Source organism: Microtetraspora glauca (assembly GCF_040656155.1).
Classification (GTDB): Bacteria; Actinomycetota; Actinomycetes; order Streptosporangiales; family Streptosporangiaceae; genus Microtetraspora; species Microtetraspora glauca.
On record NZ_JBFALK010000001.1, the window covers coordinates 237801 to 259264 of the forward strand.

The 21464-nt window shown below is 71.0% G+C and carries 20 protein-coding genes; 10 read left to right on the forward strand and 10 right to left on the reverse strand.

Going from position 1 to position 21464, the window contains the following annotated elements:
- Positions 1-27 precede the first annotated feature (27 nt).
- From AB0I59_RS01195 to AB0I59_RS01210, 4 genes are all read right to left on the reverse strand, one after another.
- Positions 28-471 (reverse strand): VOC family protein, encoded by a 444-nt coding sequence (locus AB0I59_RS01195; protein ID WP_061253294.1) that lies wholly within the window; start codon positions 469-471, stop codon positions 28-30.
- Positions 472-749: 278 nt separating this feature from the next.
- Positions 750-1328 carry a CGNR zinc finger domain-containing protein gene (locus AB0I59_RS01200; RefSeq protein WP_061253295.1) on the reverse strand — a complete coding sequence of 193 codons (579 nt, stop codon included), beginning with the start codon at positions 1326-1328 and terminating at the stop codon, positions 750-752.
- A 53-nt stretch (positions 1329-1381) separates the two neighbouring features.
- Positions 1382-1588 (reverse strand): hypothetical protein, encoded by a 207-nt coding sequence (locus AB0I59_RS01205; RefSeq protein ID WP_061253296.1) that lies wholly within the window; start codon positions 1586-1588, stop codon positions 1382-1384.
- Positions 1578-3542, reverse strand: a complete 1965-nt coding sequence (locus AB0I59_RS01210; protein ID WP_358128838.1) for a PspC domain-containing protein — start codon at positions 3540-3542, stop codon at positions 1578-1580. The genes AB0I59_RS01205 and AB0I59_RS01210 overlap by 11 nt, the downstream gene beginning before the upstream one ends.
- Before the next feature lie 134 nt (positions 3543-3676).
- On the opposite strand from AB0I59_RS01210, the gene AB0I59_RS01215 reads away from it, so the two are divergent.
- The 5 genes from AB0I59_RS01215 to AB0I59_RS01235 all read left to right on the forward strand — a co-directional run bounded on the left by AB0I59_RS01215 (position 3677) and on the right by AB0I59_RS01235 (position 8774).
- The gene (locus AB0I59_RS01215; RefSeq protein WP_061253684.1) at positions 3677-4861 is read left to right on the forward strand and encodes an ATP-binding protein; all 1185 of its coding nucleotides are present in this window, start codon (positions 3677-3679) and stop codon (positions 4859-4861) included.
- Positions 4862-4937: 76 nt separating this feature from the next.
- Complete coding sequence (locus tag AB0I59_RS01220; protein WP_061253298.1) at positions 4938-5576, forward strand: response regulator; 639 nt, start codon at positions 4938-4940, stop codon at positions 5574-5576.
- 28 nt (positions 5577-5604) lie between these two features.
- On the forward strand, positions 5605-7065 hold the full coding sequence (locus AB0I59_RS01225) for a glutamate-cysteine ligase family protein (RefSeq protein ID WP_358128841.1): 1461 nt from the start codon (positions 5605-5607) through the stop codon (positions 7063-7065).
- 128 nt (positions 7066-7193) lie between these two features.
- Positions 7194-7985, forward strand: coding sequence for a CPBP family glutamic-type intramembrane protease (locus AB0I59_RS01230; RefSeq protein ID WP_358128844.1), 792 nt, complete (start codon positions 7194-7196; stop codon positions 7983-7985).
- A gap of 132 nt (positions 7986-8117) precedes the next feature.
- A complete protein-coding gene (locus AB0I59_RS01235; protein ID WP_358128847.1) occupies positions 8118-8774 on the forward strand; it encodes a neutral zinc metallopeptidase in 657 nt (218 codons plus the stop codon).
- A 278-nt stretch (positions 8775-9052) separates the two neighbouring features.
- Here the strand turns inward: AB0I59_RS01235 and AB0I59_RS01240 are convergent, their stop codons facing one another.
- The 5 genes from AB0I59_RS01240 to AB0I59_RS01260 form a co-directional block, all read right to left on the reverse strand.
- Positions 9053-9862 (reverse strand): inositol monophosphatase family protein, encoded by an 810-nt coding sequence (locus AB0I59_RS01240; RefSeq protein ID WP_358128849.1) that lies wholly within the window; start codon positions 9860-9862, stop codon positions 9053-9055.
- A gap of 137 nt (positions 9863-9999) precedes the next feature.
- Positions 10000-10761, reverse strand: coding sequence for a response regulator (locus tag AB0I59_RS01245; protein WP_358128852.1), 762 nt, complete (start codon positions 10759-10761; stop codon positions 10000-10002).
- The gene (locus AB0I59_RS01250) at positions 10758-11873 is read right to left on the reverse strand and encodes a sensor histidine kinase (RefSeq protein ID WP_061253303.1); all 1116 of its coding nucleotides are present in this window, start codon (positions 11871-11873) and stop codon (positions 10758-10760) included. The genes AB0I59_RS01245 and AB0I59_RS01250 overlap by 4 nt, the downstream gene beginning before the upstream one ends.
- A 1-nt stretch (position 11874) precedes the next feature.
- Positions 11875-12372: a hypothetical protein gene (locus tag AB0I59_RS01255; RefSeq protein ID WP_358128855.1), complete on the reverse strand. Its 498-nt coding sequence runs from the start codon at positions 12370-12372 to the stop codon at positions 11875-11877.
- Between the two features lie 82 nt (positions 12373-12454).
- Positions 12455-13192 carry an ABC transporter permease gene (locus AB0I59_RS01260; RefSeq protein WP_358128858.1) on the reverse strand — a complete coding sequence of 246 codons (738 nt, stop codon included), beginning with the start codon at positions 13190-13192 and terminating at the stop codon, positions 12455-12457.
- 128 nt (positions 13193-13320) lie between these two features.
- Between AB0I59_RS01260 and pcrA the strand changes: the two genes are divergently transcribed.
- Positions 13321-15555: a DNA helicase PcrA gene (gene pcrA, locus AB0I59_RS01265; RefSeq protein WP_358129508.1), complete on the forward strand. Its 2235-nt coding sequence runs from the start codon at positions 13321-13323 to the stop codon at positions 15553-15555.
- A 181-nt stretch (positions 15556-15736) separates the two neighbouring features.
- On the opposite strand, the gene AB0I59_RS01270 is transcribed toward pcrA, so the two are convergent.
- Positions 15737-16609: an SCO4651 family lipoprotein gene (locus AB0I59_RS01270; protein ID WP_358128861.1), complete on the reverse strand. Its 873-nt coding sequence runs from the start codon at positions 16607-16609 to the stop codon at positions 15737-15739.
- A 364-nt stretch (positions 16610-16973) separates the two neighbouring features.
- Between AB0I59_RS01270 and icmB the strand changes: the two genes are divergently transcribed.
- From icmB to AB0I59_RS01290, 4 genes are all read left to right on the forward strand, one after another.
- On the forward strand, positions 16974-17372 hold the full coding sequence (icmB, locus tag AB0I59_RS01275) for a coenzyme B12-dependent isobutyryl CoA mutase small subunit (protein WP_061253306.1): 399 nt from the start codon (positions 16974-16976) through the stop codon (positions 17370-17372).
- A 168-nt stretch (positions 17373-17540) separates the two neighbouring features.
- Complete coding sequence (gene sucC, locus AB0I59_RS01280) at positions 17541-18722, forward strand: ADP-forming succinate--CoA ligase subunit beta (protein ID WP_358128863.1); 1182 nt, start codon at positions 17541-17543, stop codon at positions 18720-18722.
- Positions 18722-19597 (forward strand): succinate--CoA ligase subunit alpha, encoded by an 876-nt coding sequence (gene sucD / locus AB0I59_RS01285; RefSeq protein WP_061253308.1) that lies wholly within the window; start codon positions 18722-18724, stop codon positions 19595-19597. The genes sucC and sucD overlap by 1 nt, the downstream gene beginning before the upstream one ends.
- Positions 19598-19841: 244 nt before the next feature.
- Positions 19842-21455, forward strand: coding sequence for a cell division protein PerM (locus tag AB0I59_RS01290; RefSeq protein ID WP_061253309.1), 1614 nt, complete (start codon positions 19842-19844; stop codon positions 21453-21455).
- Positions 21456-21464 lie beyond the last annotated feature (9 nt).

A 21464-nucleotide genomic window follows, 5' to 3' on the forward strand; every position in this document is an offset into this window, starting at 1 on the left:
CTTCTCCGTCGGTCGTTCAGCTGCCGTTTAGAAGAATCCGCAGGTCGGGGCGCCGGGCGTGGGGGCGGGCCGCTCGTCGGCGCCCGCGGCGGCGTAGATCTCCAGGCGGATGCCGTCGGGGTCCTCGAAGAACACGCCACCCGACGAGGCGCCCTCGCCGTGCGGTACGACGCCGTCGTGGTAGACGGTGACGCCGGTCTCCCGGACGGCGGCTTCGGCCCGGCGCACCGCCTCGATGTCCGGGACCTCGAAGGCCAGGTGGTGCAGGCCGGGCGTTCCGGTGCCGAACCTGCCCTCGCTCTGCTCCCAGAGGGTCAGCACCAGCGTGCCGTCGAGCCCGAGGAAGGCGAAGCGGCGCCCCTCCTCCTGGGACTCACCGACGACGTCGAAGCCGAACACCTTCACGTAGAAGGCCGTGGACGCGTCGAGGTCGGAGACGTTGAGCCCGACGTGGCCGGTCTTGAAGGTCATGGGATTGCTCCTCACCACTTCTAACGGATGCTTCCGTTAGAAGACTATAACGGGTTTTGTGACTTGATCCCGTTATAAATGCATGGCATGAATCACACAATCGGGTGATTTGAGGAGGATGCGCGCGCGGTCTTCCTGGGCCATGTCCGTTGCTTCTTGGGCCGGGTCCACTGCCCGGGGACGATCAGACCGCGGCGGCGGCACGGCGTACACGGCGTACACGGCACCATCGCGTCATGGGAGGCCGCGGGAACGCCGCCTTCGTGCGACGCGGGACGTCAGTGCGCCTTGTGCTGCCGGTAGTGCCGCGCGGCCCGCGCGCGGTTGCCGCAGGCGACGGAGCACCACTCCTGCCGGGCGTGCTCCTTGACGAAATAGAGCACGCAGCGCGGGGCGAGGCAGGTGCGCAGCTGCTCCCGGTGTGGACCGGTGAGCAGTTCGATCGCGGAGACGGCGAGGGCGGCGCGGATGCGCGCGGACTCGCTCACCGGCTCCGCCGGAACGGTCGTGCGGACGGGGAGGCCGTCGGAGGGCCAGTCGAGCCGCGGTGCGAGGGGCACCGCCATCGCCGTCGCGTTCACCAGGTCGAGCGACTCGGCGAACCCGGGGAGCCGGTGCGCGTCCGCGCCGCTCGGCGGGCCGGGTGAGACCGCGCGGGCGAAGAGGGCGCGCACCGCCTGGCGCAGCTCGACGACCTCGTTCCGCAGTGCTTCGGTGGCGACGAAGGCGGTCGCGTCGAGTCCGAGCGGATCCGCGTGCGCCCGCCCCCACTCCGTCATGCCCGTGACGTCGGCCAGGCTGTCCGTCAGGCCCGTACGGCTCGCACGGATGGTGCTGACGAGGTCCAGGGCCAACATCGTTCCAGTCTAACGGGGTGTTACGTGTGTTCCCGTGAGACGGTCCTGCCGTCTCAGCGGTGGCGCACGGCCTTCGCGATGATGGCGACGAACGCGGAGAAGCCGAGGCCGATGACCAGGATCAGCAGGATGCTCACCGGGTCGGGGGTGGGCGGGATCAGATAGCGGATGCCGACGCCGACGAACAACAGGCCGCACAGGAGGGCCAGCCAGTCGGTCCGATGGATCTGGCGGGGGCGCCGCTCCGGGTCACGCGCCACGGCGCACCGCCACGTCGCCGATGCCGGCCTTCACGTGCAGCTCGATCGTGGGCGCGTCACCCGTGCCGGTGACCTCGGGGTCCAGGACCTTGCTGAACTGGACGTCCATGCCGTCCTCGACCTTGTGGTCGATCTTGACCTCGCCCACCCGGGCGTAGCCGTGGACCTCGACCCGCGCCGTGGGCGGCAGGATCACCGTGATCTGCCCGATCGACACCGACGCGTCGAAGCGGGTGCGCGAGCCGGGAGCCAGATTGACGTCGCTCAGGTCGAGCTTGCCCTCGCCGATTCCCACGGCGTACTCCCTGGTCGCCTGGGAGACGTCGCTCGGGTGCCAGGCGAAATTGCCGATGTTCTTGGGGAGGCCGTTCAACGTCGATCCCGCGACGAGGGCGACCGACACGATGATCCCGGCCGCGACCAGTCCCGCGCCCCGTCCCCACCACGTCGCGATGAGCAGGCCCGCACCGATCGTGACGAGGACCGCCCCGCCGATCACCGGCATGCTGACAGAACCGGTGCTCTGCTGCACCGCGACCATGATCCCTCCAACGATCAGGGCGAGGCAGATGGTCAATCCGCCGATGAACGACCTGGACTTGGGTTGCCGGGCCGGCTTGCGGGATTTCGCGTCCTCCGCGTCCTGGAGGTACGGGGGCCGCACGGGCGGGTAGGGCGTGCGCCCATACCCGGCGTAGGGGCCGCGCGGGGCGAACGGCTCGCCCGACGCGTAGTCGTACGCGCTGCCGCGGGCTTCCCTGGCCAGGTCGGACAGCCGCCGGAAACCCGGCTCCGCGGACTCCGCCGGTGTGGCGGTCACGGGGGGCACAGGGGGAGCCGGAGGCGCCTCCGCGGCTTGGGGCGCATCGGCGACCGGGGGAACCGGGGGAACCGGGGCGGTCGCGGTCATCGGCGGGGTCAGCGGCATCGTGACCCCCGCCCGTCCGGTCGCCGGCGTCTCGGCCGCGACGGCCTGCCCGGACTTCCCGGCGTGCTCGTCGTTCTCCGCCTGCCCGGCGTTCTGCGGCTGTGCGGCGTTCTCCGCGCGCGTCTCGTTCGCGGTGGGCTCGATCGTCCCGCCATCGGTCTTCTCAGCAGCCTCAGCGGCAGCCTGAGCAGCCTGAGCGGTCTCGCCTGCGGCCTTGGCGGGCTCGGTGCCCCCGTTCCCGGGCGTTTCGGTGAGGTCGGGAGTCCGGCTCGCGGTGGTCCCGGTCGTGCCGGGGCCGTACGGAGCCTGCCCGTGCGGCGCCTGCGCGTACTGTGTCTGCCCGTACGGCGCCTGGCCCTGCGCCTGGCCGTAGGGCGACTGCCCCGGCGCCTGGCCGTACGGGGGCGTGCCGAACGGCTGGGCGTGCGGATTCTGCGTATACGGGCCACCCCCGTACGGCCCGCCCGGCCCCTGCGGCGGCATGCCGTACGGGCTCGACATGGTGGGGCGGGTGCCGGGCCAGGAGGAGAAGGCGCTCTCCTGGGCGGGGGTCATGCCGCGACGGCCGAGGATCCGCTCGGGGAGCGACTTGGCCAGTGCGAGCAGGTCGACGCCGCGGGCGTGGGCGGCCAGCAGCGCGATGGCGAGGAGCGTGCCGACGACGATCGTGCCCATGCCGATCCCGCCGGACGCGACGTTGATGATCAGGCCGAACGCGAAGACCGCGGCCAGCAGCGCCAGCACCGTCTCGGTATCGAAGATGCGGCGGGTCCACTGCTCGACGTATCCGGGCCTGCCCTCGGTGTCCTTCATGAGCAGGAAGGCCGCGATGTACAGCATGATGCCGATGCCGGATCCAAGGACGAGAACCGCGAAACCCACGCGGAACAGGACGGGATCCATGCCGGTGTACCGTCCGAGGCCCGCGCACACTCCAGTGATCATCCGGCCTTCGCCGGATCGGTGCAGCACCCGCTCGTCGGTGGGTGCGGATTCCTCGGTGGAGGTGGGCGGTGCTTCGGTCATGGTCCCATCGTGGCGGGTCACCGGCCCCGGCGGCCATCGGGGGAACCCCTGACTCACCCCCGACCCCTCAGGGGTCGCATCAGGGCACGCCCTGATGCGACCATGGCGCGTGTCATGTGACGATGCTGCGCGAGATGTCTGAAACGCCTACTGTCCCCGCCGCCGCACCCCGCCTCGTCCGGCCCGCCTCCGGCCGCGTCGTCGCCGGGGTGGCGCAGGGTGCCGCCGCCCAGTTGCGGCTCGATCCCGCCGTGTTGCGTCTGGGGTTCGTGCTGCTCACCGTCGTCAACGGGCTGGGCGTCGTCGCCTATGCGGCATTGTGGATGTTCACACCGAAAGAGCAGGTCAAGGGCCCGCAGCCGGCCCGCGACTGGGGGCAGTTCGCCGCGTACGGCGTGCTGTGGATGGCCATCGCCGGGTTCGGCTGGATCACCGGCGCCTCCGACGGCGGCATCGGCACGTGGCCGATCGCCGCGGGAGGCATCGGGGCGCTGATCCTCTGGCAGCAGGCCGACCCCGGCAGGCGGCAGCGCTGGATGTCCGGCGCGGTCAGCAAGTTCAACGCGAGCTGGGTCAGGACCATCGTCGGCGCGCTCCTCATCGTCGTCGGCGCCATCGGCTTCCTGGCCGCCAGCGGCGAACTGGCCAAGGCGAAGACCGGCCTGGTGTTCACCGCCGTCGTCGTGGGCGGCATGCTGATGATCGCCGCCCCGTGGCTGGCCACCCTGGTCAAGGAGCTCCAGCGCGAGCGCACCGAGCGCATCCGGCAGGAGGAGCGGGCCGAGGTCGCCGCGCACGTCCACGACTCCGTGCTCCACACGCTGACGCTGATCCAGCGGAACGCGCACGACTCCCGCGAGGTGACGCGGCTGGCCCGCTCCCAGGAGCGTGAGCTGCGCAACTGGCTCTACCAGCCGAAGCAGGACGCCGACGCCACCCTGGCCGCCGCCGTACGCAGGGTCGCCGCCGAGGAGGAGGACGCCCACGGCGTTCCGATCGAGATCGTCTGCGTGGGCGACTGCGAGCTGGACGAGAGGCTGGGAGCCCTGTTGCAGGCGGCCCGGCAGGCGATGGTGAACGCGGCCAAATATTCTGGGGCCCCGGTGATCTCGGTGTACGCCGAGGTGGAGCCCGACGAGGTCACCGTGTTCGTCCGGGACCGGGGCCAGGGTTTCGACCTCGACGGCGTCCCCGCCGACCGCATGGGCATCCGCCAGTCGATCATCGGCAGGATGGAGCGCAACGGCGGCAGCGCCCGGGTCAGGACGACGCCCGGCGACGGGACCGAGGTCATGCTGACGATGAAGAGGACGTCGTGACGAGGCCGCCGGGAACGGCGAACGAACCCGCGCGGTGTCCGGCCGCCCGGAACGAGCGAGGAGTGGTGGAGAACAGATGAAGACCGTACGCGTGCTGATCGTCGATGACCATCGGTTGTTCCGGTCCGGCGTCCGCGCGGAGCTGGGGCCGTCCATCCAGGTGATCGGGGAGGCCGAGGACGTCGAGACCGCGGTCGCGTCGATCGCCGAGCTGCAGCCGGACGTCGTGCTGCTCGACGTGCACATGCCCGGCGGCGGTGGCCAGGAGGTCCTCAGGCGGGTCCTCGGGGCGGGTTCCCAGGTGCGGTTCCTCGCGCTGTCGGTGTCCGACGCGGCGGAGGACGTGATCGGCGTCATCCGGGGCGGCGCCCGCGGCTACGTCACCAAGACGATCAGCGGCGCCGAGCTCACCGACGCGATCGTCCGGGTGTCGGACGGCGACGCGGTCTTCTCGCCGCGGCTCGCCGGCTTCGTCCTGGACGCGTTCGCCTCCACCGAGGCCCCGCCCATCGATCCCGAGCTCGACTCGCTCACCCAGCGCGAACGCGAGGTGCTTCGGCTGATCGCGCGAGGGTACGCGTACAAGGAGATCGCCAAGGAGCTGTTCATCTCGGTGAAGACCGTCGAGACCCACGTGTCGAGCGTGCTGCGCAAGCTCCAGCTCTCCAACCGGCACGAACTGTCTCGCTGGGCCACCGCCCGACGTCTGGTCTGACCCGCTTCGGGGTGCGTACGCTGGGTCAATGGGGCGTGACGTACCCGCCATGGCGTTCACCAGGGACGACCGCCGCCGGTACCGCGACAAGATCCGGCGGTCGCTCGACGTCCTCGCCCAGATGTTGCGCGAGTCGGGCTTCGAGCTGCACCGGCCGCGCGCGGGCCTGGAGATAGAGCTCAACCTCGTCGACTCCAGGGGAGAGCCGGCGATGAAGAACAACGAGGTCCTCGCCGCCATCGCCGAGCCCGGCTGGGGCCCCGAGCTGGGCCGGTTCAACGTGGAGATGAACATCCAGCCGCAGGGCCTGTACCGCGACGGGTCGCTCCGGCTGGAGGAGACCATCCTGCGGCGCCTGGAGCGGGCACAGGAGCGGGCCGAAACCGTGGGCGGGCACCTGATGCTCGTCGGCATCCTGCCCACGCTGCGGGAGACCGACGTCTGCGAGGCGACCCTGTCGTCGAATCCCCGCTACCAGCTGCTGAACGAGCAGATCTTCGCCGCTCGCGGTGAGGATCTGCACATCGTGATCGAGGGCGTCGAGCGGCTCGACACGTACGCCGACAGCATCACGCCGGAGGCGGCCTGCACCAGCCTCCAATGCCATCTGCAGGTCAGCCCGTCCGCGTTCGCCGACCACTGGAACGCGGCGCAGGCCATCGCCGGGCCGCAGGTCGCCGTCGCGGCCAACTCGCCGTTCCTCTTCGGCAGGGAGTTGTGGCGGGAGACGCGGATCAACCTGTTCGAGCAGGCGACGGACACCCGCTCCGAGGAGCTCAAGGCCCAGGGCGTACGCCCTCGGGTGTGGTTCGGCGAGCGATGGATCACCTCGGTCTTCGACCTGTTCGAGGAGAACGTCCGCTACTTTCCCGCGCTGCTGCCGGTGTGCGACGAGGAGGATCCGCGTGAGGTGCTCGACAGGGGAGGCGTGCCCGAGCTCGGCGAGCTGACCCTGCACAACGGCACGATCTACCGTTGGAACCGGCCCGTCTACGCCGTCGTGGACGGCACGCCGCACCTGCGGGTGGAGAACAGGGTGCTGCCGGCGGGACCGTCGGTCGCGGACATCACGGCCAACGCCGCCTTCTTCTACGGGTTGATGCGGGTGCTGCCCACGGCGGAACGCCCGGTCTGGACGCGGATGTCCTTCGCCGCGGCCGAGGAGAACTTCCGCAACGCCGCCAAGTACGGCCTGGACGCCCGCCTGTACTGGCCGGACCTCGGCGAGGTGCCCGCCGCCGAGCTCATCTGCCGGCGGCTGCTGCCGCTCGCCGAGCAGGGGCTCGAACTCTGCGGCGTCGGCGCGTCGTACCGTGACCGGCTTCTCGGGATCATCGAGCAGCGCTGCCTGACGTCGCGGAACGGCGCGACCTGGCAGGTGGAGACCGCGCGGGCGCTCGGCGGGGACTATGAGGCGCTGCGCGAGATGACGCTGCGCTACATCGAGCGCATGCGCGCCAACGAGCCGGTCCATCTCTGGGACCGCTAGTGGCCCGCTTCCGGACGTCGACCGGATGTCAGCGCCCGGATGCCGTCGTACGAGGGACCGCGAAAGGACGTCGTTCGCGTTAGGTTCGGCGCGGGAGTGTCCGGGCGAGGGGCTCGACGGGAGAATCCGTGGCGGAACGTGTAAAAGCGCGGGTCGCGCCGCTGGTGTGCGCGCTGGGAGTGCTGGTTCTGGCGAACGTGTCGAACAACCGGATCGCCAGGCGCTGGGCGCCCGCGACGTCGGTCGTGGCCACCGCCGCCCTGCTCGGAATCGCCCGCCGTGACGGGTTGACCTGGGCTGATCTGGGCTTCCAACGCGCGGAACGTGGAGCGCGCGTCGGAGGGGCGCTCGCCGCCGGGGTGGCCGCCGTCTACGCCGCCGGGGTCGCCTCGTCCCGGACCCGCCCGCTGTTCCTCGACGAGCGCGCGCTCTCCCTGTCCCGCGCCCGGCTGCTGGAGGAGGTGCTGCTCCAGGTGCCGCTGGGGACGGTCCTGCTCGAGGAGGTCGCCTTCCGCGGTGTCCTGCCCGCGCTGCTCGCCCGTGCGCTCCCGTCCGGTCCGTTCCCGTCCCGTGCGCTCCCGTCCGGTCCGTTCCCGTCCCGTACGGCGACCGCCGCGACGGCCGCGCTGTTCGGGTTGTGGCACGTTCTGCCCGCCGTGGACATGGCCCGGGCGAACCCCGCGCTGGGCCGCCTGACGGCCGGAGAGCCTCTGGACGAGGTGCGGGGGACGGCTCGTCTCGTGGCGGGCACTGTGGCCTCGACCGCGCTGGCCGGAACGGCCTTCCAGGAGTTGCGTCGCCGTGGCGGGCTGCTCGCCCCCTCGCTGACGCACCTGGCCACGAACTCGTTCGGCTATCTCGCCGCCCGTGCGGCACGGAAGCTCGACGCCAGGGCGCGGGAACCCGCCGGGAATCGTTGAAAGCCGCCTGCGGGCCCACCCCCTGGTTGGAACCCACGACAACGTGCGCGATGATCCAGCTATCCGATCATTCAGTTGATAGGCGGATAAGCAGTGATTTCCCCCCGTATGTTGCTTGCCCTCACGTTTTCCATGATTCTGACCGCTGCCTGCGGCGCGGTCGGCGATCTCTCCGAGGTGCCGTCGAAGAAGCCGGAGAAGCCCGCCTCGACGTCCGCGTCCGCCTGCGACGTCGCCGGCGACGACTTCGCGGGTGACGTCGAACTGGCCAGATGCCTCACCGAGTCGTTCTGGGCGAAGGAGTTCCAGGCCGCCGGTGGAACGTACCAACCCGTCCAGGACTTCATCGCGTACGACGCGAAGAGCGGGCCGGTCTGCGGCGGTGAGAAGGCCCTTCCGGAGAACGCCTTCTACTGCCCGGACGGGCACTTCATCGCCTATGACGCGACGTGGTTGCGGGCGATGTACGACCAGATGGGGGACGGGGCGGTCTATGTCGTCATCCCGCATGAGTTCGGCCATGCCGTACAGGCCCAGCTGGAGAACGACTTCAGCTACAACGTGGAGCAGGAGCTCCAGGCCGACTGCTACGCCGGCGCCACGCTCGGCGGGCTGATCAACGCCGACCTGATCCAGGCCGAGGAGGGCGACGACGCCGAGCTTCTCACGAACCTCGAAGCGGCGGGAGACCCCACCGACGCCTGGTGGGAGCCCGACGCCCACGGCACTCCCGAGAAGCGCCAGGAGGCCTTCGCGACGGGCTTCGACAAGGGCGTCGCGAGCTGCTGACCGGCCCGCGCTCCTCGCTCTCCACCAGGCCGCCGAAGCGGGCCGTGACCAGGCCCGCCGACTCGCCGCCGAGACGTCGTAGCGCCGCCGCGCGCGTCCCCGGTACCTGGGTCCCGTTGATGCCACGAACGGGTCCTGCCCACGTTCGATCGCCCGCTGAACCCGCCACTCAGCACCTTGGATCTCCCACCGGCCGCTCAGGGGTGGGCCGCAGCTTCCACTCCGGCTCTCCACCCCGCGGAGCGCGGTCCCGTCAAGGCCGACGCGAGGACGGCCCTTCAGGTGCGGTTCTCACTCCGATCGCGGATCATCGACATCAGCAGCCCGTGGGTTTCGGCGTCGGCGGCCACAACGAGTCCGCGGCCCGCTTGCCCGATCGGGGCTCCGTCGATCCCGGTGACCACGCAGCCGGCGGCCCGGCAGAGAGCGATGCCGGCGGCGAAATGCACGCTCCCGGACAGGTCGCCGCCATCGGTGACGTACGCGGCGCGCTTGCCGGCGGCGACCCAGGCCAACGCCAGCGTCGTGGACACGACCCGCGGCCGGAATCGCTCGACGAACCTGGGGTGGGCCAGCAGATCCACGGCCCGGAAGCCAGGCGCGTTCGGAAACGGCGGGTCCAGGTTGACGTCCACCAGTCGGGTGGCGGACGTGGGTGCCAACCGCGCGTCGGCCCCGCCCTGCCGCACCCAGGCGGCCTCACCGTCAGTGAAGAAGACCTCGCCACTGAACGGGTCGGCCACCGCCGCCGCCCCGTCACGCAGCGCCACGTTGACGGCCACCAGCATGTTGCCGACGGCGTAGTTCAGCGTGCCGCACAAGGGATCCACCAGCCACCGGCGCACAGCCTCGGCGGCCCCCTGCTGCCCGCCCTCCTCGCCGAGTACCGCGTCCTCGGGTCGAGCGGTACGGATGACGCCGAGGATCGTCTTCTCGGCCTCGACATCGGCGGCGGTGGCGAAGTCCCCCGCTCCCTTGTCGATGCGGGGGAGCCGCCGGCCGTACATGGTGCGCACCACGTCCGCGCCGGCGTGTGCCGCGGCTATCGCGACCTCGGCATCGTCAGGGCTCGCGGATGAGTTGATCACGCCGTGCAGGATATCGGCGGCAACTCCGCAGATCGGGCCGGCATCGGCCCGCTTCTCCACCCTCCCCGCGTTCCGCGGTACACGGCCGGGGACGCGGTGGCCTCCGAGGTCCGCGGCCCGGCCGCGAACGGTGGTTGTCAGGGGGCGGCGTTCGGGTGGGCGACCCCGTTGCGGTACGCGTACGCGACCGCCTGGGCCCGATCCCGCAGGCCGGCCTTGGCGAAGAGATTGTTGATGTGCGTCTTCACAGTCGCCTCGCTGATGAACAGCCGGGCGGAGATCTCCGCGTTCGACAGGCCGTGGGCGATGAGCCGCAGGACCTCCAGCTCGCGCGGGGTCAGGCCGTCGTGAGCCGCCGTCCCGGGGGCGGCCGGGGAGGGCTCCGGGGCCGGTGACGGGAACACGGGCGCGGGCGGTGCCGACCCGGAGGGGGACGGCACGGAGGGGGACGGCGCGGACGGCACGGGGGCGTCGGGAAGGGCCGTCACGGTGCTGATCAAGCGGCGTTGCACGCCGGGGTCGAGCTGGGCGTCGCCGTTCATGACCGCCGCCACGGCCCTCGCGATCTCGTCGGCGTCGGCGCTCTTGGTGAGGAACCCGCGCGCCCCGGCCCGGAGCGCGGCGAAGACCGACTCGTCGTCCGCGTACGTGGTGAGAACGACGACCTGGGTGTCAGGGAACTCCGCGCGGATCCGGCGGGTGGCCTCGACGCCGTCCATCCGGGGCATCCGCAGGTCCATCAGCACCACATCCGGCCGCTCGGAGGCGACCAGGCGCAGTGCGGCCGCGCCGTCGCCCGCCGACCCGACGACCTCGATCCCGGGGAGGAGGCCGAGCAGGAGCACCAGCCCCTCGCGGACCACCGACTGGTCGTCCGCGACCAGCACCCGGGCGGTCACGCCGGGACCCGCAGCCGCACGCGGAAACCGTCGTCCGTCTCGCCCGCGTCCAGTGTTCCGCCGAGGAGTTCGGCCCGTTCCCGCATGCCCACGAGTCCGTATCCTCCCCCAGGCGTGCCCGGCGCCTCGGCGGCGGGGTTGCTCACCTCAAGCTCGCACGCGCCGTCGTGGAAGCCGAGCCGTACGCTCGCGGGTGAGCCGGGCGCGTGGCGGCGCACGTTCGTGATCGCCTCCTGGGCGGTACGGATCATCGCGAGCTCGGTCTCCGGAGGGAGGCGGCGTTCGGCGCCGGACACGAGGACCGCGCAGTCCCTGCCGGTGGCCGTACGGAACTCGTCGGCCAGGGCACGCAGCGCGACGGGCAGCGGCGGCAGGTCCTCGCGCAGGGCGGACACGGCTCTGCGGGCCTCTTCGAGGCCGTTCTTGGCCAGCTCTCTGGCGCGTTCGACCCGTTCCAGCGCGTCCTGGGTCCGGTCGGCGCGCAGCAGCAGTCGGGCGCCCTCCAGATGCACGATCTGCGCGGACAACGAGTGGGCGAGGATGTCGTGGATCTCCCTGGCGATGCGGGCGCGCTCGGCCAGCACCGCCTCGCGCGCCTCGGCCTTCCTGGTGGCCCGGCGCTGCGCGATCGAGTAGGTGATCAGGAAGGCGACGCAGACGCTGAAGCAGAGGCTCAGGTCCCGCTGCATGTCGCCGCCCGCCGCTCCGGCGAGGAGCAGCCCCGCCAGGGCGACGATCCCGACCGGCGACGAGCGGCTCAGCGGGTGTCTCGCCGCGGCGGCCCCGACGGTGAAGAGCAGGGCGGCGATGGCCGGGCCGCCCGCGTCCGTCGTCTCGATCAGGGCGATCGACGCGATGGCGGAGAGGCACAGGGCGGCGATCTTCAGAGGGATCCCCAGGAACACCGGCCCGGGTGATCCTGCTTCCCGCGCGGGAAGCAGGATCGCGGAGACCAGCGCGGCGGCGACGGCCAGGGTCAGGCCGGTGACGGCGAGCCCGTCTCCGGAGAGGCCGAAACCGGGCGGCGTCGCGGCCTGCCCGACCACGAACAGCACGATGAGTCCTCCGCGCAGGGCGATGGGGCTGATCGTCGTCTGCCTGCCGGTCGTCACGTCATGACGTTATCGGCGCCTCAGCCGAGGATCGTACGGCGCTGCCGGGCAGGGCGCGGCCCCGCCGGGTCACCAGGAGGGACTGGACGGCGATGGTCACGCCGACGAAGAGAAGTACGGTCGTGGGGGCCGAGGCGAGCCCCAGGGCGTATCCGGCGCCGAACAGGGCGATCCGCGAGGCGAGCGAGGCCAGCCAGGCCACCAGTGTCCAGCCGGTGCCCTTGGACCAGGCCGTCCCCGCCGGGTCCCGCCACACCCGCACCGTCGAGGCGCGGAGCACGCCGAAGCCCACGGCGAAGGCGAGTTCCGCGATCAGTATGAGCACGCCGAGGGCGAGGTGCCGGGTGTCGACGAGGCCGCCACCGGACAGTCCGGCCAGGATCATGAGCCCGGAGAAATAGAGGATCCCGCGCCTCTCGGTGGGGCGCGTCATCATCTGGCGGTAGACGACGAAAACGACGACGGCGACGCTCATCAGGGCGATCTGCTGGGGTTCCATGCGCCAAAGGTAGGAAGAAGCGGGTCACCGCCGGATCGGCGCACGGGTGGAGACCGCGATCTCCACCCCCGGGTGGAGACGGTCAGACCGGGAACCGCCCGCGCGCGGCGAGCTCGATCGTCACGACGACGGCCAGGGACTCGGCGGCCAGAAGGGCGATCAGCACCGCGAGCTGTACGGCTCCCGCCTGGACCGGCCCCGATCCGGCCAGCATCATGCCGACGAACGCGCCGGGCAGGGTCACCAGGCCCACGGTCCTGGTCTGGTCCAGCGCGGGCACGAGCGCCTGGGCGGCGGCGGGACGGCAGATCTCCAGCGCCGCGTCACGGACGGAGAAACCCAGCGACAGCGCGGCCTCCACCTCGCCGTGCCGCTGCCGCAACTCGTCGAGCGCCCTGCGCCCGGACAGGGCCGTCGCGGTGAGGCAGCCGCCGAGCAGGATCCCGGTGACCGGCACGAGCACGATCCCCCGCACCGGCAGCACGCCGGTGACGATCATCAGAACGAGCACCGGCGCCGTCCCCGCGGCGACGGGCAGCGCGGCCCACCACACGGCCCTTCCCCGGGTGATCCGCCGACCGGCGGTGACGCTCGCCACGAGGTACATGACGACGAGGAACGCCGCCACGGCGGGCAGGTAGATGATCGCCCACACGATGGCGAAGGACACCACGGCGAGCTGGACCGCGGCGCGGACGGACGCGGTCAGGATCGCGCGCGAGTGCCCGAGCCGCCCGAGTACGGCGACCCCGGCGGCGGCGAGGGCGAGAAGCGCCATCACGACGCCGAGCTGGGGGGTGACCGGCAGCAGCGTGTTCACCCGACCGATCCTGCCGTTCCCGGGTTCACGCTCGCACACAGGTACGGGTACGGCCCGTGATCGGGGTGCTGGATGTCGGTGGGCGGCCATACCCTAGGGACGTGTCCACCCGAGCCATCACCCATCCTTTGCTCGACGGTCTCAACCCGCACCAGCGGGAGGCCGTCGTCCACCAGGGCAGCCCCCTGCTCATCGTCGCCGGGGCCGGCTCGGGCAAGACCCGGGTGCTCACCCATCGCATCGCGTACCTGCTGTCGGAGCGGGGCGTCCAGCCGGGCGAGATCCTGGCGATCACCTTCACCAACAAGGCCGCCAAGGAGATGAAGGAGCGGGTCGACCGGCTCATCGGTCCCCGGTCCAAGGCCATGTGGGTGATGACCTTCCACAGCGCGTGCGTGCGCATCCTGCGCCGGGAGGCCAAGCGGCTCGGCTTCACGAGCAGCTTCTCGATCTACGACCAGGCCGACGCGCAGCGGCTCATGGCGATGGTCTGCCGCGAGCTGGACCTCGATCCCAAGCGATACCCGCCCAAGTCGTTCTCCGCCCAGGTCAGCAACTTCAAGAACGAGCTGATCGACTACGAGACGGCGGCCGACAACGCGAAGACGCATCTGGAGCGCACGCTCGCCGAGGCGTACCGCACCTACCAGGCGCGGCTCACCGAGGCCGGCGCGATGGACTTCGACGACCTGATCATGCTCACCGTCACGCTGTTCCAGCTCTTCCCCGAGGTGGCCGAGCACTACCGCCGCCGCTTCCGGCACGTGATGGTCGACGAGTACCAGGACACCAACCACGCGCAGTACGCCCTCGTCCGCGAGCTGGTCGGGCGGCCCGAGCTGAGGACGGCCGACGGCGACCTGGTCCGCCCGTCGGACTCGGGCGAGGAGCGGGTCGAGCCCGCCGAGCTGGTCGTGGTGGGCGACGCCGACCAGTCGATCTACGCCTTCCGCGGCGCGTCGATCCGCAACATCCTGGAGTTCGAGCGCGACTATCCGGACGCGAAGACGATCCTGCTGGAGCAGAACTACCGCTCCACCCAGACGATCCTCAACGCCGCGAACGCGGTGATCGCGCGCAACGAGAGCCGCAAGCCCAAGAACCTCTGGTCCGACCAGGGCGCCGGCCCCAAGATCATCGGATACGTCGCGGACAACGAGCACGACGAGGCCATGTTCGTCGCCCAGGAGGTCGACCGGCTCTCCGACGAGGACGACGTCACCCCGGGCCAGGTGGCCGTCTTCTACCGGACCAACGCCGCCTCGCGCGTCTTCGAGGAGGTCTTCATCCGGACCGGCCTGCCGTACAAAGTGGTGGGCGGGGTGCGCTTCTACGAGCGCAAGGAGGTCAAGGACCTGCTCGCCTATCTGCGCGTGCTGGCCAACCCGTACGACACCGTCTCGCTGCGCCGGGTGCTGAACGTGCCCAAGCGCGGCATCGGCGACCGGGCCGAGGCGATGATCGAGGCGTTCGCGAGCCGCGAGCGGATCAGCTTCTGGGAGGGCCTGCGGCGGGCCGACGAGGCGCACGGGCTGGCCACCCGCTCGCTGAACGCGATCAGGGAGTTCACCGCCCTGCTCGACGATCTCCGGGCCAAGGAGTTGTCGCTGTCCGAGCTCGCCGAGGAGGTGCTGGGCGCCACCGGCTACCGCACCGAGCTGGAGACCTCGGGCGACCCGCAGGACGAGAGCCGCCTGGAGAACCTCAACGAGCTGATCGCGGTGGCCGCGGAGTTCGAGGAGGCCAACCCGGACGGCACGCTGGTCGACTTCCTGGAGCAGGTCTCGCTGGTCGCCGACGCCGACCAGATCCCCGAGGGCGAGGACCACGGCGGCGTCGTCACGCTGATGACCCTGCACACCGCGAAGGGCCTGGAGTTCCCCGTGGTGTTCCTCACCGCGATGGAGGACGGCGTCTTCCCGCACATGCGGTCCATGGGCGACCCCAAGGAGCTGGAGGAGGAGCGGCGCCTCGCCTACGTCGGCATCACCCGCGCCCAGCGCCGGCTCTACCTGTCCCGCGCGGCCGTACGGTCCTCGTGGGGGTCGCCGGCGTTCAACCCGGCGTCACGGTTCCTGTCTGAAGTGCCGAATGACCTCGTCGAGTGGCGCAGCGACCCGGCCAAGACCGCATGGGGCGCGGCCACCTCGCGCGAGCCCCGCCGTACCGCGGCTCCCGCCAAGGCGGGCGGGCGGGCCATCCCGCATCTGGCGCCCGGCGACCGGGTCACCCACGACAGCTTCGGCCTGGGCACGGTCGTGGCGGTGGAGGGCGAGGCCGAGAAGACCCGGGCCAAGATCGACTTCGGCTCCGGCGGCGAGAAGACCCTGATGCTGGCCTACGCCAAGGTCGAGAAGCTCTGACGCGGGCCCGCGCCGGGCGACCTCCGGTCCGGGTCCCTTGATCTGAGCCCTCCTGCGCGCGTTCTCCCGCGAGCGCTCGCGTCTCCCTCGGATCTCGGGCGTGACGCGGGAGGGCCCCGCGGAACCGTCTCCGGTCCCGCGGGGCCCTCGCCTGCCTGCTGCTACGTCCGCTGGGCGGCGGTTACTTCCTGGCCGCCATCATGCCGGGCGTGATGATGGTGGGCACCTCCGGCATGGAGCCGTCGATGTCGGCCGTCGTGGCGACCTCGCTCGCCGGGGGAGCGGTGATGGAGACCTTCGAACCCCACTTGGTGAACTTGGTGTCGCTGGTCATGTCCATGGCGATGGACATCTTCTTGCTCTTCATCGTGTAGGTCGCCGAGGAGGTCACGCGGCGGATGAGCTGGTCCGCGCCGACCCACAGCTTCCAGTTGACCACGGTCTTGCCGTAGCTCGCGTCCATGTTCCCGAGCTGCTTCTTCAGCTGGGGCGAGGACGCGGCGAGCTGCTTGAGCGTGATGGAACCGCGGTAGAGGGTGGTCCGCGTTCCGTCGACCGTGCCGCCGTTGCCCTTGGCCTTGGTGGTCGCGAGCACGGCCCGCAGGTTGCGCGCGTCGAACGCGTCGATGAACGTGCCGCCGCCGAACGCCGACGGCGAGTTGGTGCCGGGCACCCGGAGCCAGCTCTTGCCCGCGGGCATGAGGTCGTCGTAGATACCGCCGCTGACGTAGGCGGTCCTGCCGACGGTGATCGTCCGCGTCGGCTCGTTCAGCCCCTGGAGGGACTCCTCGTCCTCGAAGAGGGAGCCGAAGTCGTTCTTGGTCGTGATGTCGGACGCCGCGACGCCCGAGCGCCCGAACTGGACGCCGCCCTCCGCCCGGAGCTTGAACGCGGTGGTGCCGGCGATGGCGACCTTCCCCGCCGACGTCACGTGGACGCCGCGCTTGACCTTGAACTGCTTCGTGAGCGCCGAGACCGGGTCGGCCGGGCGCGGCTGCGCCTGCGCCTGCGCGGGGGCGGCGAGCGCGGGAGCCAGAAGTGCTGCGGTGCCCACGGAAGCCAAAGTGGCGATAATTCGCCTCATAGGGGGGTTCCTCCCGTTAAGTGCCTTCCCCTCTCGCGGAGAAGGTGATCAAGATAAGGTGATCATGGTGCATCCTGCCGCGTAATGATCACGGTGAAGTCACGAAATTCCACATTTCCTGTGGATTTCCTGAGGGTTTTCCCGTGGCGTCGTGGACCGTTCCGCTGCGCGGTCGAGTCCGCCGCTCCCTGGTCGCAGCGTCACGGGAGAGCCGTACGGGGGAACGCCGGGGCGGCGGGAGGGGGGTCCGCACGCCATCTCGGAGGCCCCGCCTCTTGGACGACGGGGCCGAGTCGGCAAGGATGTGAAACCGGTCGCGTTGCGGGGAGGTCGCATGGGTGCAATTCGGGTTGTTCTTGCTAAGCCGGGGCTGGACGGGCATGACCGTGGCGTCAAGGTCGTCGCGCGGGCGTTGCGTGACGCGGGCATGGAGGTGGTCTACACCGGCCTGCACCAGACTCCCGAGCAGATCGTGCAGACCGCGATCCAGGAGGATGCCGGGGCGATCGGCCTGTCGATCCTGTCGGGCGCGCACATGACCCTCTTCGCCCGGCTCATGGAGATCCTCAAGGAGCAGGAGGCCGAGGACATCGTGGTTTTCGGCGGAGGGATCATCCCCGAGGCCGACATTCCCGAGCTGCGGAAGATGGGCGTCGCCGGGATCTTCACACCCGGTGCGACGACGGAAGAGATTGTGGATTGGGTGCGTTCCGCCATCCCTACAGGGATTTAGGATCTTTTGCGTAACTTTGCCGTATCCACCGGTCCTTGGCAAGGGCTTACCGGGACCCCATGACGTGTTCACGTCCTCGCTAGGGCTAGGCTTCATGCGCGGAAATGCCAGGCAGGTCAACCGGCCTGGCCCTCGACATTTAGAAGATCAGCCGAAGGACGGACCCTCGTGGACCTGTTCGAACATCAGGCGAAGGAGCTCTTCGCGGAGTACGGCATCCCGGTGCCGCGCGGCGTCGTCGCGCACACCGCGGACGAGGCGCGCGCGGCTGCCGAGCAGCTGACCGGCCGTGTCGTCGTCAAGGCCCAGGTCAAGACCGGGGGCCGCGGCAAGGCCGGCGGCGTCAAGGTGGCGGATGACGCGGGCGACGCTCACGACAAGGCGACGCAGATCCTCGGGATGGACATCAAGGGCCACACGGTCCACAAGGTCCTGATCGAGGAAGCCAGCCAGATCGCCGAGGAGTACTACTTCTCCTTCCTCCTCGACCGTGCGAACCGTACGTTCCTGGCCATCTGCTCGGCGGCGGGCGGCATGGACATCGAAGAGGTCGCGCACACCGCACCCGAGAAGGTGGCCAAGGTTCCGGTCAACCCCATCGAGGGTGTCGATCTCGCCAGGGCACGCGAGATCGCGCAGGCCGGCGGCCTGCCCGAGCAGTCGCTGGACGGCGCGGCCGCTCTCATCGAGAAGCTCTGGGCCGTATTCGTCGACGAGGACGCCACACTCGTCGAGGTCAACCCGATGATCCTGTCGGCCGACGGCCAGGTCAAGGCCCTCGACGGCAAGGTCACCCTCGATGAGAACGCGAACTTCCGCCAGGCGGAGCACGCGTCCTACGTCGACAAGGCCGCCGAGGACCCGCTCGAGGCGCGGGCCAAGGAGAAGCACCTCAACTACGTCAAGCTCGACGGCACCGTCGGCATCATCGGCAACGGCGCGGGCCTGGTCATGTCCACGCTCGACGTGGTCGCCTACGCCGGCGAGGCGTTCCCCGGCACGCCCAAGCCCGCCAACTTCCTCGACATCGGCGGCGGCGCCTCGGCCGAGGTCATGGCCAACGGTCTGGAGATCATCCTCTCCGACCCGTCGGTGAAGTCGGTCTTCGTGAACGTCTTCGGCGGCATCACCGCGTGCGACGCGGTCGCCAACGGCATCGTCTCCGCGTTCCAGCTCCTGGAGAGCCGGGGCGAGGCAGTGACGCACCCGCTGGTGGTGCGCCTGGACGGCAACAACGCCGCTCTGGGGCGGCAGATTCTGGCCGACGCCGGGCTGCCCCGCGTCGAGCTGGTGGACACCATGGACGACGCGGCCAAGCGCGCCGCCGAGCTCGCTGCGGTAGGTGCGTAATGGCTATCTGGCTGACCGAGAACAGCAAGATCATCGTGCAGGGCATGACCGGCGGGGAGGGCACCAAGCACACCCGCCGCATGCTCGCCTCCGGCGCCAAGGTCGTCGGCGGGGTCAACGCCCGCAAGGCCGGCACCGTCCACGAGGGCCTGCCCGTGTTCGGCACGGTCAAGGAGGCCATGGAGCAGACCGGCGCCGACGTGTCGGTCGTCTTCGTGCCCCCGGCGTTCACCAAGGACGCCGTCAAGGAGGCCATCGACGCCGAGATCCCGCTCTGCGTGGTCATCACCGAGGGTGTGCCGGTCCACGACACCACCGAGTTCTGGGCCTACGCTGGCGCCAAGGGCAACAAGACCCGCATCATCGGGCCGAACTGCCCCGGCATCGCCTCGCCCGGCGCGTCCAACGCGGGCATCATCCCGGCGGACATCACCACCCCGGGCCGCGTCGGCCTGGTCTCGAAGTCCGGCACGCTGACCTACCAGCTCATGTACGAGCTGCGTGACTTCGGCTTCTCCACGTGCGTGGGCATCGGCGGCGACCCGGTCATCGGCACCACGCACATCGACGCCCTCCAGGCGTTCCAGGACGACCCCGCCACCGAGGCGATCGTGATGATCGGCGAGATCGGCGGCGACGCCGAGGAGCGGGCCGCGGCCTACATCGAGGAGCACGTCACCAAGCCGGTCGTCGCCTACGTCGCGGGCTTCACCGCCCCCGAGGGCAAGACCATGGGCCACGCGGGCGCGATCGTCTCCGGTTCCGCCGGTACGGCCCAGGCCAAGAAGGAAGCGCTGGAGAAGGTCGGCGTCCGCGTCGGCAAGACCCCCAGCGAGACCGCACGCCTCATGCGCGAGATCATGCAGTCCCGCTGATCCTCCGCCCGATCGCCCGATCGCCGGATCGCCCGCGCGTCCCTCGCGGGGGCCGATCCCGGCTCGCGATTCGTGACCTCGTACTCCGCCGTGAGTGCGAGGTCACGATCGTTTACGGGCCCGGATGGGCGCGCGCCCCGATTCGCGGCCGGGCATCGCCCGCCTGGGGATGATCATGCCAAATCGGGCGGGACTGGGCGTGGCGACGTGGCGAAAGCCGTACCGGCTGGGACCATGGGGTAGCGTGACGGCCTTTCTCGACCAGCTACGGACAGCCCCCCGTGCCGTCCTCAGCCGCTTCCCCAAAGGCGACGACGACGAGACCCGCCGGCCGCTCCCCGTGTCGGGCATGCTCGCCGGAGCGGGCACTCTCGGCGTCGGCCTGGCCGTACTGACCACCCTCACCCTGATCGGCTGGGCGGCCGCCCCGCGCGGCGCGTTCGGACAAGGGCTGCCCGGCGTCTTCCGCGCCGCGTGCCAGCTCTGGCTCGCCGCCCACCACGCCGGGTTCGCGATCCCCGGGGGACGGGTCGGCCTGCTGCCGCTCGGCCTGACGATCCTGCCCGGCGCGCTGCTCTACCGGGCGGGGCTGTGGATGGCCCGTGACGCCGACCTCCGGCTGCGAATGCCGGCCCGGCTGCCCAAGGGGACGCCGCGCGACGTCGAGAACGCCAGGCGCCGGGCCCAGCTCGCGCTCGTCGCCCAGGCCGGGATCTCGCTGGCCGCGCCGTACGCGCTGCTCGCCGGGATGATCGCGCTCGTCGCCCAGAACGAGGTCACCCAGCCGTTCCTCGGAGAGGCGCTGGCCAGCCACCTCGTGCTCGCGTTCCTGGCCGGTTCGCTGGCCACCGCCCGCACGATCGGGCCGTGGAAGTCGATGCTGCGCCTGCTCCCCGACCGCACCCGCTCGGTCGTCGCCGGTACGGCCGTCGCACTGTCGATCATGCTGGTGACCGGGATGCTGCTGGTCCTCGGGGCCATCGCGGTGAACTTCGGGGAGATCCAGCGGCTGTCGGAGATGCTCAGCCCCGGGTTCGTCGGCGGCCTCCTGCTGCTGCTGGTCGAGGGGCTCTACCTGGTCAACGCCGCGATCTGGGGCATGTCGTACATCGCGGGGCCGGGGTTCGCCATCGGCACGGGCACGCTCGTCGCGCCGACCGGAGTGAAGCTGAGCGCCGTCCCCACCGTGCCGCTGCTCGGCGCGCTGCCGGAGCCGGGCGTCGCCCCGCCGTGGATCATGGGGGTGATCGCGCTGCCGTTCCTGGCCGGGGCGGTCGCCGGCGTGGTCGTGGCCCGCGTCGCCCCGACGCCGACGATCGAGGCCGCCCCGCTCTGGGGATTCGGCTGCGGTCTGACCTCGGGCGCGATGGCGGGGCTGCTCGCGGCGCTCTCCGGCGGCCCCCTCGGCGGCGCCCGGCTGTCCGCCGTCGGGCCGTCACCGTGGGAGGTGGCGCTGTCGGTGGCGCTCGAGGTCGGCGTGGCGGCGGGCATCTCCGCCGGCATCGCCAACTGGTGGCTGATCTCCCGCCGGCCGGCGACCCCGGAGCCGGTACGCAAGGCGGGGGCCGTGATCGCCAAGGCGGCGGGGAAGGTCAGGCGCGCCGAGAAGGGCAAGGCGGCCCGCGCCCTTCCCGGCCACTGGCTGGACGCGACCGAGGCCGACACCCAGCCCATCCCGGTGATCAAGGATGACTGGACCGACGAGCACGCCGCCGCGGCGGCGGAGACGTTCGCCGCGATCCGGGCCGCCCGCTCAGAGCCGGTACGGCCGCCGCGCAACGACATCGTGGACGAGTCCGACGATCGCGGCGGCCACGTGATCTATGTCGACCCCTACGCCTGGGAACGCGACTCCTAGGAGCCGGGA

Coding starts and splice junctions, on each gene's coding strand:
- AB0I59_RS01195 (WP_061253294.1), bottom strand. CDS start 471: ATGACCTTCAAGACCGGCCACGTCGGGCTCAACGTCTCCGACCTCGAC.
- AB0I59_RS01200 (WP_061253295.1), bottom strand. CDS start 1,328: ATGTTGGCCCTGGACCTCGTCAGCACCATCCGTGCGAGCCGTACGGGC.
- AB0I59_RS01210 (WP_358128838.1), bottom strand. CDS start 3,542: ATGACCGAAGCACCGCCCACCTCCACCGAGGAATCCGCACCCACCGAC.
- AB0I59_RS01215 (WP_061253684.1), top strand. CDS start 3,677: ATGTCTGAAACGCCTACTGTCCCCGCCGCCGCACCCCGCCTCGTCCGG.
- AB0I59_RS01220 (WP_061253298.1), top strand. CDS start 4,938: ATGAAGACCGTACGCGTGCTGATCGTCGATGACCATCGGTTGTTCCGG.
- AB0I59_RS01225 (WP_358128841.1), top strand. CDS start 5,605: ATGGGGCGTGACGTACCCGCCATGGCGTTCACCAGGGACGACCGCCGC.
- AB0I59_RS01235 (WP_358128847.1), top strand. CDS start 8,118: ATGATTCTGACCGCTGCCTGCGGCGCGGTCGGCGATCTCTCCGAGGTG.
- AB0I59_RS01255 (WP_358128855.1), bottom strand. CDS start 12,372: ATGGAACCCCAGCAGATCGCCCTGATGAGCGTCGCCGTCGTCGTTTTC.
- icmB (WP_061253306.1), top strand. CDS start 16,974: ATGGGTGCAATTCGGGTTGTTCTTGCTAAGCCGGGGCTGGACGGGCAT.
- sucD (WP_061253308.1), top strand. CDS start 18,722: ATGGCTATCTGGCTGACCGAGAACAGCAAGATCATCGTGCAGGGCATG.